Below are 13596 nucleotides of genomic sequence, written 5' to 3' on the forward strand. Positions count from 1 at the left end.
TTTTTTTCAACATTCTAAATATTATTGATTCTTAACGTATTACATTTTTCTCTTTTTTCACGGAAAAGGCCCCTTTCAAGACGAAAGGGGCCCAAACGTTTCAGAAGTCTTAAGCTTCCGCCTGTTTTTTCTTCATGGCCGCGTATTGATGCATGAGGGGCAATTCCCGGAGTGCATTCAGAGCGTCCTTTTTAGCCTGGGCATAGTCTTTTTTCTTCACCGCCATGTTCATCATGACTTCATAGCAGGCCGCATTATAACCGCCGTCATCCCGCGTATTGGAGTCTTTCATGATCTGGAGAGCATGCCGGGCCGCTTGGTAGTTGTATCCACGCATTTCATCCGACCCATTCAGGATTTTCAGGAGATAAGAAGCCAGAGAGTCTTCCTTTGGAAAACGCTTCAGCACCTGGTCTATGATATCCGCCACTTTTTGGTAGTCCTTTTCCTTCCAGGCTTCCCCCGCCTGAATTTCGGCCACTGTAGACGCAAACCATCCGTCGTCGGCAAATCGCTCGGCGTTTTCCTCAATCAGCTTTTTGTACTCGTCAAATTTCTTGTCCCGGCGCAGTTCAAAGGATTTTTTGATGACCGCCTGCATGGCCTGCTGCCGGGCCTTGCGCTTCGCCTCCTCTTCCGCAAATTGATTTTTGTCAAAAGAGTCCCTCCGGGCCGTTTCCGCCACCCACTCGGGCATCCTTTTAATTTCACCAGCCCACAGCAGCGTTCCGTCACGGATGACGGCAGCCGCCGGGAATGAGTCAAGCTTGAGGGATTCAAAAAGCTCCGCCACCGAATCATCCGATGGAACACCGACGGGATAGGCGGTCCACCCTTCCGGACTGTCCAGGTATTCCTTCACCTGCTTTTTGTCCGACGGGATCACATCCAGCACCACGGCCTTAACCCCCGGATGATCCAGAAGGCCGTATTTTTTCAGGACTACATCAAGCGCTCTCCCCGGAGCTCCGTCGCTCCACAGGCCGCCCTGCGCCGGAGACCATCTCCAGAAGCTGATGAATACGGTTTTGCCGGAAGGCAGCCCCGTCAGTGCGGGATGGTTGACCCAGTCCAGCTTGCTGAAAAGGGGCGTGTATTGCTCGTCTTCCTGCACCGGGCCCAGAACCTGCTTTTTCCGCAGAGGTTCCGGCTTAATTTCCGCCACAGCCTGGTTCATCAGGGATTGGAATGTTTCCGTAGTGCCGGAAAGCTTTTGCAACTTCGTCCACGCCCTGCTGATGGAGGTCAGGGAAAGTGCTTTCTCCATATCCTGAAGCGCTTCTTTCATGTTTCCCTGCCGCTCCCGGAGTTCCGCCATCATACGCCATGGCAGGGACGCTTCCTTGTTGGATTTCCTTGAGATTTCAATACAGCGGTTCAGGCACCGCTCCACCAGAGCGGCATCCATCTTGCCGGCAGGCACTGATTTTCCCTCCATCAGGGTTCCGGCTATATCAATCTGCACACGGTAATCGTCCGGGTATTCCCTGCTTACATCACTCAGTACCGACTGGGCTTCCTCAAATTTGCCCTGTTCCGCCAGCACGAGGAACGGAATCATTTTCAGTTGAATTACCTGGTCCTGCGGGAATTTTCCGGAATCCTGAACCTGCTTCAACAATGCCTGGGCTCCCAGCTTCCCGTCCTTTTCCACAAGCTCACGCACCTTTTGCGACGTCTCACGATAATGCTGCCACTCACGAGCGCCCGCATCCGGCCCTTTCGCCGCAAGCGAAGCTGCGGAAAAATCCGGTTTCAGCATGGCCTGCATGGTTTTTTCCGAAAGCTGTGAGGGATGCCCCCGCCAGATGAGCCGGCCATTTTTAACGGCAAAGGCGTGGGGAATGCCGTTTACTTTCAGAGGTTCCAGCCATTTCTCCCTGGTTTTCTTCCCATCCACATCCACCGCCATGGTATAGTTCAAGGGAGCAGGACGGTTCTTGATGAATTCCTTCAGCACCTCCGGGGTCTTCCTGTCCATGACATTGACCCCGATAATCTGCATGCGCGGATTATCTTTGAATGCCTGGTGGAGCTGTTCCATATGGGGCATTGCAGCAAGGCACGGCCCGCACCAGGTAGCCCAGAATTCGAAGATATACACCTTGTCTTTTTCCCACTCCTTTACGGGCGCTCCCTGCAGCCATACCTCCGGCAACCCTTCCAGGGAAAGCGTGGGCAAGGCCTCCGCCGGAGCGGCTGTTTTATTTTCCTTTTTTTCAGGAGAAGCAGCCAGCAAAGGCATTCCCGCAGACATCACAAAAAGAGCGGAACACCCCAAGGCAAATAAAGAGGAATTTAACATGATAATACCGTACGCCTGAATCGTGCTGAGTCAAGCCAATAGAGGAAGATAGACGGATAACACCCCGATGAACCGTGCTTCCTTCTCCGGAAACAATGGTGAAAAGGCCATGGAGAAAGAAAAATATTAAGCATTAAGTTTTTTGTATAGAATAAGAAAACATGGGTTTCTAACATTCATACTTTTTTGAGTTTCATTGGATTTAGGAAAAACGATTTACCTTTTAGGATACACAAAGACAATATTATTTTCTAAAATAGAAAATATGCCAAAAATGGCTTGCTAGATTTTTCTGAATGCGAAAAATGCGCTCATGGATGAAATTAAGTCCAGCATCAGGAAGTTTCTCGCCCTTACGAAAATGACCCGAGACGAGTTTGCCGATCTCTGCGGCGTCAGCAAGAGCCAGGTTGATAAATGGCTCTCCACCGTTCCTATTCCTCCAGCACGACAACGCCTCATCATCAGGATCATGAAAGAGGAATACGCCAAACATGCACGTCTGGCGCAGACGAAGAATCCCAACAGCATTTATGTTCCAGTTACTCCTCAGAAGTATGAAAAGTTCAGAAATGAAGCCGAACGCCACGGTTTGACCGTTCCGGAATGGGCCAGTGAAGCCCTGGATGCGCTTTCCAGCATCAAGAGCAGAAGCTGAAAAGCAGGATTCCACATCCCGGAACAGTCCCAAGGAAAGAGAATATGGCGTTCCAAGCGCCTTTCCCCTATCTTTTCTTCATTATTCAACCTGCACAAATTCATGTCTGACGACGATATACGCACCATGGTCAAGGAATGGCTGCAATGCCAGAACCGCAAGTCCTACCAGCTGGCGGAGGAGATAGGAATCCGGCCACAGACGTTTTACGCACAAATGAGCGTCCGCAAGATATCGGCCAATACTAAAAAAGCGCTTGCCCATATCATCCCGGACCTTGTTTCCGACCCGGATTTGAACGCTCCTTCCGCTACGGAAGAATGCGATCCGAAAAAGCTTAAAATCAAGGAATGGCTCCGTGCCCACGGTAAGACGCGCCACTGGCTGGCGGAACAATGCCGGGTTTCCATCCGTACCGTGCACACCTGGTTTGCCGCGCGCGGCAGCATTCCCGTCACCCAGTCCCTTTTCATCGACAAGCTGATGAGTGAAGAACAGCCCTGGAATATCCAGCTCTCCAATACCATTCCCGTGAGTTTCTCCGAGACGGAAATGTCCATTGTCCACAAGTTCCAGGAACGCCATCCGGACATTGACCTTCCCCAGTACGGCATGCATAAAATTCTGGAACTGTGCGTCAATGTCCTCGTTCAGGATGAATATGTTCGGCCTGCCCCGCTTCCCGGATTTACCAGAACGGCAGAGGCCTGCGCCCGGCAGGCCGAATAGGGGAGTATTCCAGACGCCAAGCCCCCCCTCTTCCGGATACATGCCCATTGAAGATGTACCGGCAGGATGACCGTGCATTTCCGGGAAGCTGTTGTCCTGACGCCTGCTCCGTTTCCATCCCCGCACGGCGTTCATCCGGCCATTCCCCACTGCCCGGACGCGTTCCAGCGTGTCTCCAGGAATCCTTCTCCGGATGAAATATATGCTTCACCACATGAAAGAACCCCGTTATTCCTGAAGGAATACGGGGTTCCGGAAAATGGCACGTCCAACTGGATTCGAACCAGTGACCCACTGCTTAGAAGGCAGTTGCTCTATCCAACTGAGCTATGGACGCATAATGCGGGAAGAGATTAACAAAGAATATCTCGGCTTGGCAAGCCCGTATCTTTTAAAAGAACTCTTTCAGCTGCCGTGTCAACGGTTGTCCGGGGTAGACATGCCAGCCAGGGCAACCCCGAATTCATGCACCAGCGGTTCCTGCCGGGAGAACATGCGTTCCCTTTCCTCCGGCTCCGTGTCAATGTAGCCGTGCAGGTGGAGCAGGCCGTGCACCATGTACCGGAACAGCTCCCTGTATACCGGCTCCTTGAATTCCGCCGCCTGCCGGATGGCGGTATCATAGCTGACGATGATTTCACCCATCCCGTCTCCGTGGGGGAAGGTGATAACGTCCGTCACCGTGGGATCATTCAGAAAACGGGCATGCACGTCCCGGATGGCTTCATCGTCCACCACGCTTATTTCCACCTCGTGCAGGCCGGAGAGGACGGGCACGGGGCCTTCAGGCAGCGCCAGCACGGCGGGGAGGCAGGCCTCCAGGGCGCTGTTCAGGGCTTCCGTTACGGACGGGCTGAGGCACCCCTCTTCCAGATGGTCGTAGAGTTCAAGATGCGGTCTCATTTTTCTCCGTATCCGTCCCGTCCTTTTCATCCCCTTTTCCGGACTTTTCCGCATTCCCGGCGCCGGTATCAGGCAGTTCCATGATTTCCGGAACCGCTTTGCCTTCCTGTTCCTCCTTCTCCGGCTTCCGGTCTTCTTCCTTTGCTTCCGCCGGGGGAAGCACGGGTTTGTCAATTTTTGCCTCCGGATTGTGGGAAGGATAGGCAATGCGGTTGTGATGAATGCTTTTCAGCGTCTGAATGAAGCTGTTGCGGATTTTCTTGAGGTCCCCGAAGGTGAGCCCGCAGTCGTCCAGATGGCCGTCCACCACCCGCTGCTTCAGGAGTTCATCCACCCTCTTCTGCATTTCCTCACAGGAGATTTTCCCCATGGAGCGCGTGGCGCTTTCCACAATGTCCGCCAGGCTGACGATTCCCGTTTCCTTGCTTTGGGGATTGGGCCCCTTGTAGCGGAAGTTGGATTCCACCACTTCCGGCACATCGTCCGGAGAGGCCAGCCCGCTTTCCACCCTGCCCAGGATTTCATCCCGGTATTGAAGGGCCTTCCTGTAGAAGAAGTAGGCCAGGGACGTGCCGTGGTGCTGTTCAATGACGTCCACCAGCGGCCGCGGAAGGTTGTTCGCCCTGGCCAGTTCCACCCCGTCATGGACGTGGTCAATGATGATGCGGGCGCTCATGCTGGGCGTCAGTTCATCATGGGGATTGGGGCCATCCATGATGTTTTCAATGAAGTAAAGGGGGTTCTGCATCTTGCCGATGTCATGGTAGTAGGCGGCCACCCTGCATTCAATGGGGTTGGCGCCGATGGCTTCCGCCGCCGCTTCCGCCAGCTGGGCGACCATCAGGCAGTGGTGGAAGGTTCCCGGAGCTTCCATTTGCAGCCGCTTCATGAGCGGGCGGTTCATGTCCGCCATTTCCAGCCAGGAAATGGGCGTGATGATTTTAAAGACGCCCTCAATGATGGGCAGCACGCCGCTGATCAGCACACTGGTCAGCATGCTCACGCCAAAAGCCACAGCCAGGCACACCAGCACGCCCACCAGGTTGTAGTCCCAGGCCTGGAGGTTGATGACCCCCATGATGCAGCACAGAACCATGATCAGGAGTCCCACAAAGAAGCCGGCCCGCAGCAATTGCGCCCGGTTTCTCAGATTATGGGTGAGCAGCACCGTGAGCATGCCGGACAGGGAGCTCAATATCCAGAACTGGACCTGTTTTTCCGGCACGTATTGCGCCGGCAGGATGAAGAATCCGCCAAGCATGCAGATGGCGATGGTAGCGAACATGCCCAGCAGCGGTCCCAGCAGCACGGTCACAATCAGCGGGGCCATCATGTAAGGCAGGTACAGGAGTTCGTTGCCTATGTCCGACGTAATGTTGGCCGTCACATGGCGGATAAGGCCAAAGAAGAGGAGCTGAAGCAGAATAGCCCCCCAGGTGACGACAAAGGTTTTGTTCTTTTTCCGCAGGGATCCGGCGCAGAGCCAGTACATGGGCATCAGCGCCAGCGTTACGGAGAAGAGCAGGAAGGCTTCAGATACATTGTGCCACAGGGATTTCCCCCAATGGGGGCTGTAACTGCCCATCCACTGCAGGATGATGAAGACCAGAATGCACAGGCCCGCGGATACCGCCACGTTGGAGTCCAGGCGGTCTCCCGGAGAGCGTGGCGCGGAAGAAGCCTCTTCCGCGGTTTTTCCGTCTTTTACCGCTGCTGCGGCATGTTTTTTCAGAAAATGAAACATGGTTGATTATTTAGGGTACACTTCGGAGACCTCCGGAATGGGGCCCAGCCTGTCCATCTCCTCTTCAATGAGGGGATTGACACCCTGCTGCACCATCTCCATGGAGACTCTCAGGGCATTGCGGATGGCGGCGGGAGAGGAGCTCCCGTGGGCGATGATGGTCACGCCCCGGACGCCCAGCAGGGGACTGCCCCCCACGGAGTCGGCGGAAAGGCGCGCTTTCATGGCGCGGAATGCGCCGGAAGCGCAGGCGGCTCCCATCATGCGGAGCGGATTCGCCTGAAGTTCCTCCTTCAGCCACTTGCCGAACGCCTTGGCGGTGGCCTCGCAAGTTTTCAGAAGCACGTTTCCGGTAAAACCGTCCGTCAGCGCCACGTCTATTTCATGCTCAAAGAGATCGTGGCCCTCCACATTGCCCACAAATTTGAAAGGGAGCGCGCCGCGCTCCTCCAGATGCTTCAACAGACAGAAAGTTCCCTTGGTAAAGTCCGTTCCCTTTTCATCCTCGGAGCCATTGCTCATGACCCCTACCTTGGGCATCGGCTTGCCGTAAACGGAACGGGCCAGGATACTGGCCATGACGGCGTAGCCCACCAGATGCCGGGGCTTGGCCTCCGGGTTGGCTCCGGTATCCGTCACATTGCAAACGCCGAATTCATTGGGAAGCTGGGTCACGATTCCCGCGCGTTCCACACCGTTGAGCAGCCTGAGCTTGATGGTGGCCGCCGCTACGGCCGCGCCCGTGTTGCCCGCGCTGACCACGGCGTCCGCGTCTCCGGACTTGACCAGGTCCACGGAGACGGACATGGAGGAGTTTTTCTTCTGCCTCACCGCCAGCAGGCCGGATTCATTCATTTCCACCACTTCCGCAGCGGGAACGATTTCCACACGCGGACCGGAAAGGTTCCAGCGGTCACAGGAATCACGCACCACCTCTTCCCTCCCCACCAGGTAGATTTTTTCAATGAGAGGAAAATCCTGCAGGGCCCGCTTTGCCCCGTCCAGGTTAATATCAGGCGCATTGTCGCCGCCCATCACATCCAGTGCAATCTTCATAGTATCTGTTGGAGAAGTGTGTTAACAGAAAAAACAGCCCGCTTCAAGCAAGTTCAGCCGCTTTGCGGAGCAAAAGCGGCTGGAGAGTCAATATGATAACGCCGGATTACGGCGATACTTTTCAAGGCAAATGCGGCGCCTGCGGAGCTTACGCTTCCGCCTTCACCACGATTTCCTTGCCGGAACGGGTCGTATACGTACCGCAATTGGGGCAGGCGGTATGACCGGGGGTGCTGCTGCCGCAATTCTGGCACTTGCGGAGCTTCGGAGCGCGCCATGCCTGCGCGGCAAGGCGGGTACGCTGCTTCATCTTGGACGTTCTGCGCTTAGGTGCTGCCATAATTTTAGTTGGTAAAAAGGTGATTAATGATGATCCCCCAGCTCATTGAGGGCGTCCCACACGCCACTATTCTTGCTCGGGGCAGAACTGTTTACACCCGTTACCCCCTCTTTGTCCACCCCAAAATATGGAGTTTTCGCCATACAGTCGTTTTCCATGCCCCCGTCCGCACATTTCGGGTACGCCGGAAAATCCAGAACTATTTCCTCGCGCATGGAGTCTGAAACATCCACAACACTCTGTGAATCAATTTCAAAAGAAGCGGCAAATTCATTTACCTCCACCACGTAGTCAAAGTAGCCCAGACACCGCACGCAGCGGAATTTGAACGGGGCGGAAATATTGCCCCTCACGAATAATTCGTTCTCAAACCTCTGCACGTACAGGTCAAAAGCAAGAGGCCCAATGGAATTGACCTCTTCATCGTCGATGCCGAAGATTTCGGAATCCAGCTCACCGCTGTATTTCTTCCCCGCTTCCGGCAAGTTCTCAAGCTCTACCAGCAATCTTTTCATGACCGCATCTTACAGGCACACCCCGCGCCTGACAAGCAGACAGGGCGGCACCATTCACGGAAAGGGGGGAGGGATGACACAGCCCCTTTCCCCGCGCCTCTTCCAATCCGGCCCGGGCCTAACCGGGAGGCCATTCCAGCTTGCGGCCCGCCAGCAGGTGCATGTGCAGATGGGGCACCGCTTCCCCGGCATCCGGCCCGTTGTTGATGACCAGGCGGAAGCCGTTCCCGTCCAGGCCCAGGCTCCTGGCAATGCGCCCGGCGGCCAGCATCATGTGGCCCAGCAGGGCGCCGTCTTCCTCCCCTGCCTCGGAAAGCCGGGGAATGGGCTTGCGCGGAACCAGCAGGAGATGTTCCGGCGCCTGGGGGCTGATATCCCGGAAACAGACGCACTGTTCATCCTGGTAAACAATGTCCGCGGGGATGTCCCCGGAACAGATTTTTTCAAATAGCGTGGCGGCCATAAAATCAAAGAAAGGTTCGGAATGGTTTTAGCATATTCCGGGAACAGGGGGCAAGTCATTCCCTGGCGGCGGAGGCGCGGCGCAGGCGGTCCATGATGGCGCGGCCCAGTCCCGCTTCCGGAACGGCCTCCGCCACAATGACGTCAATGCCCTCATTTTCATCCATCTGCCTCATCAGGGCAAACAGGCGCACGGCGGCCTCCGCCAGGCGTCCGCTGCCGGGGCTCATGGCCACCACCTCCGCCCAATTCCCTTCCTGGGCCAGTTCAGACGTCCCCTCATAGGAGAGCAACCCGTACCGCACCCCTTCCGCGGGCACGAATTCGTCGCCGGGCTCCAGCAGCATCATGGGCTTGCGCGGCGCATAGTGGCTGCCGAGCTGTCCCGGAGCATCCGCCGGGGCTTCTTCCGAAACAGGGCGGGCGGAAGGCTTGCGGCGCACCACCTTTACCAGGTTCCGGAACTGTTCCCGGGTCACGGGCCCTTCACGCAGCAGTTCCAGCGCAGGCTTCCCCTTCTCGTCAAGCATGGGACGCACAATGGTGCTTTCCAGCCCTTCGGAGCAGGCGCCGGCATCCAGAATCATTTCTATGCGCCCGTCCAGCTCCTTCTGCACGGCAGAGGCGGAGGTAGGGCTGATATGCCCGAAGCGGTTGGCGCTGGGCGCAGCCACGGGACGCCCCAGCGCCTTAGCCACTCCGCGCATGGCGGGATGCGCGCTCACGCGCACGGCCACCGTCGGAAGGCCGCTGGTCACAATGTCAGGGATGATATCCGCCTTCGGCAATACCATCGTCAGCGGCCCCGGCCAGAATTTGGACGCCAGCGTATGCACCAGCTCCTTCAATTCTTCCGGAATGGCGGTATATTTATCCACTTCCTTTCCATGATGCACGTGAATGATCAGCGGATCAAAAGAAGGGCGCCCCTTGGCTTCAAAAATCCTGGCCACCGCTTCCGGGTTCAAGGCATCGGCTCCCAGGCCGTATACGGTCTCCGTGGGAATTCCCACCAGAGCTCCCGCCGCCAGCGCTTCCGCCGCACGGACATAAAGTTTGCGGTTGTCTGACAGGGGGTCTACCTCGAACAATTCGGTTTGCATGGCCTTATCCTTGCCTGAAGGAAGCTCCTGCGTCAAGTAAGACATGGTTTCCCGAAGGCGGAAGCCTGCCAAATGATGCGGAAGCGCGGCATTACGGGCCCGCGCGCCGGTCCACGCTCCTCCAGAAGGCTCCATTCCTCTTTCACCCCAAACCGGAAAAGGCCATACGGCTAAAAAGTTGTTTTCTCAAGCACCCGGATTGAGTACAATCAGGCCATGAAGGAGGCCGCGCCAACATCCTTGCCAAACATCATCCTGATCGGGCTGATGGGGTGCGGCAAAACAACCATCGGGAAGGAACTTCACCGGGAGACGGGCCTCCGTTTCACGGATACGGACCAAGTGATCGAGCGGCAGACGGGGATGAGCATCCCGCAGATTTTCAAGACTCACGGAGAATCACATTTCCGTGATTTGGAAACCGGAGTCCTCCGCCAGATGCAGACCGCAACCAGGCAGAGCCGCATCATCTCCACCGGGGGCGGCATCACCATCAGGCCGGAAAACCGGAACCTGCTGAAAAAGCTGGGCTTCGTCGTCTGGCTTCATACGGACGTAAATACGCTGTACCAGCGCATTTCCCGCTGCACCAACCGCCCCCTGCTCCAGCAGCCCAACCCGAAGGCCGTACTGGCCCGCCTCATGGAAGAGCGGCGTGACTTTTACCAGCAGACGGCGCACCTGACCATTGATACGGCCAATCTCCACATTCATGAGATAGCCTTCGGCATTCTGGAATCCGCCAGAGTATTCCGTTCCCGCCAGAGATAACGCACTCCGCTTTTTCGGCGAATAAGCGCAGCTTGTCCCTGCCCCGGCCTTCCCCATCCGCGCTCTGCTCCCTAGGCTACCGCTACCCGCCGCGCAAGAAACAACAAAAGGCGGTCCCCGCCAGAGGAACGCCTTCAGGAAAAACTGGTAAGGAACCGGACTCAGGCCTTGCGGGCCTTGCGGATCATGGAATTCACCGTTTCGGAGGGCTGGGCGCCATTGGAAAGCCACTTGTCAACCTTTTCCAGGTCGATGGTGTAGTTCACGCCTTCCTTCATGGGATCATAGGAACCCACTTGTTCGATGTAACGGCCGTCACGACGAGCACGGCTGTCGACAACTACGATTTTATAGTAAGGACGGTCCTTGGAACCCTGACGGTTGAGTCTGATTGCTACTGCCATATCAATTATAAGTAAAAGGTGTTAATGGGGAACTTGCGCGCCTTGTCACTCGCATGCGTGCGCGTTCAGCTTCCCATAGCGGGTGCAGATGTATGCGATATAATGGAGTCATTGTCAACACCAGAGTTGTTTTTCCGGTAAAAAAGCCGTTCCGCCCCTCCCCCGGTCAGGAAAAACTTTCCACCGCCATGCGCCCGAAAGAGTAAAGCATGCTGAGGCCGAAGCCCGCCAGCACAAGAGACAGCACGCCATCCACCTTTCCCGCATGCCGGTCATAAAAGGAGCGGATGGGACGCCAGCGGAAAATAAGCGCCCACAGAATCCATCCCGCCGTTCCCGTCACTACGATCAACGCTCCGATCAACAGGGCATACGAGGGGTCATGATTTTTTTCCAGCAGCGGGGCGGACAGCGCCACGAAAAAGAACGTGGCCTTGGGATTCATCAGATTGGTCACCAGGGCATCCCGGTAAATGCCGGAAGCCGCGGGAACGCCTTCCCCCGCGGTGATGGCTCCTTTCCCTCCCCGCGGCCATATCTTCCACGCCAGATACAGCATCCAGCAGGAGGCGGCGCAGAACAGCACCAGCCCCAGGGAACTGTGAAAAACGGACGCCCCCACCGTGCACGCCAGCGCCGCATGGGCGATCACCCCCGTCCCTATGCCCAGAGCGGCCATGACTCCGGCGCCGAAGCCGTAGGCCAGCGTGCTCCGGGTGACAAAGGCCTGGTCCGGGCCGGGAGACGCCTGGGAGAGCAGCAGAATGCCTGCAAATATGAGTTCTTCCGTCATGGGATAAAAACGGTCCTTACGCCCTGGGATGCGCCTGCCTGTAAACCTCCGCCATCCGGGCCCGCGTCACGTGGGTGTAAATCTGCGTGGTGGACAGGGAGGCATGCCCCAGCAGTTCCTGCACGGAGCGCAGGTCAGCCCCGGCATCCAGGATATGCGTGGCGAACGTATGCCTGATCTTGTGGGGGGAAATGGTAAAGGGAATGGAGGAGAGCTTCACATACTTGTCCAGCATCATCTGCACGGCGCGCGCACTGAGCCTGGTGCCTATGCGGGAAACAAACAGGGGGGAATCCTTCGGCAGGCAGGCCATGGAAGCATAGGTTTCCAGAGCCGCCAGTGCGGGCGCGCCCACAGGCAGGATGCGTTCCTTGCGTCCCTTCCCCATCACCCGCACTCCCCGGAAGCGGTGGTCCACACTGTTCACGTCCAGCCCCACCAACTCGCTCAGGCGCATGCCGCAGGAATAAAAAAGTTCCAGAATGGCCGCGTCACGGTAGGGGAGCCAGGCGGGGGCATTGGGGGGCACGGGCACCTTGTACGGAAGCTCCAGCAATTCCAGCATCTGGTTAAGCGTCAGGAAAACGGGCAGGTTCTTCTTTTTCCTGGGGAGGGAGACGCCCGTCATCGGGCTGGCTTCCAATCCGTGGCGGCGCATCATGAACCGGTAAAAACTGCGCAGGGCGGCAAAGCGCAGGCGGATGGAGGCCGTGGCGGCCTCATCCTTCAGCTCCTGGAACAGCCAGTCCCTCATCTGGTCCGGCGTGCAGCTTTTCCACCCCGTGAACGAACCGTCCGCCCAGGTCCGGAACTGGCGCAGCGCGCGGGCATACACCTCCACCGTGTGGGGAGAAGCCTGCTTCTCCACCTCCAGATATTGCAGGAAGCCCTGTTCCGGTTCCAGAGGCTGCTCCATGATAAAGAATCAAGTTATTCCGTACTTTTATCCTTCTCCTCCCCGGTATCCACCGGAGCCTCCCTCAGCAGCACTTCACTGATATTCGCCCGGATGAACAAGTCAATATCGTCCGGTTCCTCCATGGCATACAGGGGATTGTCCTGATGGCTGTCCGCCAGGGCCTGCTCCCTCTCCACCGGGCTGAGCACTCCATCCTGGTCCAGATCGTAAAGGTCCATCATTTCCTTCATTTTAGCCCGGTACAGGGCTGCCGCATCCTTCATGACGGCCGCGTGCTCCTCCGGATCAATGCGGCCGTTTCCGTTAGCGTCATACTTCTCCAGCAGCATGTTCCTGGTCAGCAGAAACAGGCCGGGAGCCACCATGAAGCGCTTCTGCCCCGGAGTCCGGATTTCCACCAGGGGAACGACTTCCATTATGGGCGTTCCCGGCTCACTGCCGGGGGGCGGTGGCGGAGGAAGCTCGCTCCGCTTACCCGTTCCGGCATCCGGCTTGCGGGCGCCGCGGCGTTTTTCCACATGCTCCCGGAAGGCCTTATACTCCTCCGGGGAAAGCTTTCCGTCCCCGTCCTTGTCAAACTGCATCACGAATTTCTTCCTGGCCTCCCTGCGCGCAGCGCGCGCATCCTCCACCAGCCGGGCCTTGTCCTGCCCGGAAAGGATGCCGGTTCCGGTACCGTCATACCGGTCCAGAACCATCTGGCGGACCAGAAGGGTTACCTGCAGGAATTCCAGACCGGGCCTGGGCACCGCCTCAGCCTCCTGGCGGTCTCCGGAAGCCACGGACTGCCCTGCCGCAAGCGGCGGAAAACCGAACGCCAGCGCAGCGGAGCACGATATAATAAAAGTGTGGGGCAATCTCATGGTCATTCTTATTAACCCCGCCGGAAAAAGA

Annotated in this window: 15 protein-coding genes and 1 tRNA gene; 3 read left to right on the forward strand and 13 right to left on the reverse strand. The window is 57.0% G+C overall.

The features are described from left to right. Window positions 1-109: 109 nt before the first annotated feature. Window positions 110-2182 (reverse strand): thioredoxin-like domain-containing protein, encoded by a 2073-nt coding sequence (locus HHJ06_RS01445; protein ID WP_215427034.1) that lies wholly within the window; start codon window positions 2180-2182, stop codon window positions 110-112. A gap of 436 nt (window positions 2183-2618) precedes the next feature. Between HHJ06_RS01445 and HHJ06_RS01450 the strand changes: the two genes are divergently transcribed. Together HHJ06_RS01450 and HHJ06_RS01455 are read left to right on the forward strand one after the other, a co-directional pair. Beyond that, window positions 2619-2963, forward strand: a complete 345-nt coding sequence (locus HHJ06_RS01450) for a hypothetical protein (protein ID WP_215427035.1) — start codon at window positions 2619-2621, stop codon at window positions 2961-2963. 102 nt (window positions 2964-3065) lie between these two features. Then, on the forward strand, window positions 3066-3692 hold the full coding sequence (locus HHJ06_RS01455) for a hypothetical protein (RefSeq protein WP_215427036.1): 627 nt from the start codon (window positions 3066-3068) through the stop codon (window positions 3690-3692). A gap of 260 nt (window positions 3693-3952) precedes the next feature. On the opposite strand, the gene HHJ06_RS01460 is transcribed toward HHJ06_RS01455, so the two are convergent. The 8 genes from HHJ06_RS01460 to HHJ06_RS01495 all read right to left on the reverse strand — a co-directional run bounded on the left by HHJ06_RS01460 (window position 3953) and on the right by HHJ06_RS01495 (window position 9815). Continuing rightward, a tRNA-Arg gene (locus HHJ06_RS01460) sits at window positions 3953-4029 on the reverse strand. An 80-nt stretch (window positions 4030-4109) separates the two neighbouring features. Continuing rightward, window positions 4110-4595: an rRNA maturation RNase YbeY gene (gene ybeY / locus HHJ06_RS01465; protein WP_215427037.1), complete on the reverse strand. Its 486-nt coding sequence runs from the start codon at window positions 4593-4595 to the stop codon at window positions 4110-4112. After that, entirely contained in the window at window positions 4579-6339 is a 1761-nt protein-coding gene (locus HHJ06_RS01470; protein WP_215427038.1) for an HD family phosphohydrolase, read from the reverse strand. Before HHJ06_RS01470 ends, ybeY begins: the two co-directional genes overlap by 17 nt. Before the next feature lie 6 nt (window positions 6340-6345). Then, on the reverse strand, window positions 6346-7395 hold the full coding sequence (plsX, locus tag HHJ06_RS01475) for a phosphate acyltransferase PlsX (protein ID WP_215427039.1): 1050 nt from the start codon (window positions 7393-7395) through the stop codon (window positions 6346-6348). A 148-nt stretch (window positions 7396-7543) separates the two neighbouring features. Next, a complete protein-coding gene (rpmF, locus tag HHJ06_RS01480; RefSeq protein ID WP_012419324.1) occupies window positions 7544-7735 on the reverse strand; it encodes a 50S ribosomal protein L32 in 192 nt (63 codons plus the stop codon). A 23-nt stretch (window positions 7736-7758) separates the two neighbouring features. After that, complete coding sequence (locus HHJ06_RS01485; RefSeq protein WP_146016576.1) at window positions 7759-8250, reverse strand: YceD family protein; 492 nt, start codon at window positions 8248-8250, stop codon at window positions 7759-7761. 118 nt (window positions 8251-8368) lie between these two features. Further along, window positions 8369-8713 (reverse strand): histidine triad nucleotide-binding protein, encoded by a 345-nt coding sequence (locus tag HHJ06_RS01490; protein WP_215427040.1) that lies wholly within the window; start codon window positions 8711-8713, stop codon window positions 8369-8371. Between the two features lie 55 nt (window positions 8714-8768). Continuing rightward, window positions 8769-9815, reverse strand: a complete 1047-nt coding sequence (locus tag HHJ06_RS01495) for an L-threonylcarbamoyladenylate synthase (protein ID WP_215427336.1) — start codon at window positions 9813-9815, stop codon at window positions 8769-8771. A 240-nt stretch (window positions 9816-10055) separates the two neighbouring features. On the opposite strand from HHJ06_RS01495, the gene HHJ06_RS01500 reads away from it, so the two are divergent. After that, window positions 10056-10586, forward strand: a complete 531-nt coding sequence (locus tag HHJ06_RS01500) for a shikimate kinase (protein WP_215427041.1) — start codon at window positions 10056-10058, stop codon at window positions 10584-10586. 161 nt (window positions 10587-10747) lie between these two features. On the opposite strand, the gene rpsP is transcribed toward HHJ06_RS01500, so the two are convergent. The 4 genes from rpsP to HHJ06_RS01520 form a co-directional block, all read right to left on the reverse strand. After that, window positions 10748-10990, reverse strand: coding sequence for a 30S ribosomal protein S16 (gene rpsP, locus HHJ06_RS01505; protein ID WP_102712343.1), 243 nt, complete (start codon window positions 10988-10990; stop codon window positions 10748-10750). A 166-nt stretch (window positions 10991-11156) separates the two neighbouring features. Further along, entirely contained in the window at window positions 11157-11783 is a 627-nt protein-coding gene (locus HHJ06_RS01510; RefSeq protein ID WP_215427042.1) for a LysE family translocator, read from the reverse strand. 16 nt (window positions 11784-11799) lie between these two features. Further along, complete coding sequence (locus HHJ06_RS01515) at window positions 11800-12699, reverse strand: tyrosine recombinase XerC (protein ID WP_251841368.1); 900 nt, start codon at window positions 12697-12699, stop codon at window positions 11800-11802. Window positions 12700-12713: 14 nt separating this feature from the next. After that, window positions 12714-13565 (reverse strand): EF-hand domain-containing protein, encoded by an 852-nt coding sequence (locus HHJ06_RS01520; RefSeq protein WP_215427043.1) that lies wholly within the window; start codon window positions 13563-13565, stop codon window positions 12714-12716. Between the last annotated feature and the right edge of the window lie 31 nt (window positions 13566-13596).

Source organism: Akkermansia muciniphila (assembly GCF_018709685.1).
GTDB classification, from domain to species: Bacteria; Verrucomicrobiota; Verrucomicrobiia; order Verrucomicrobiales; family Akkermansiaceae; genus Akkermansia; species Akkermansia muciniphila_E.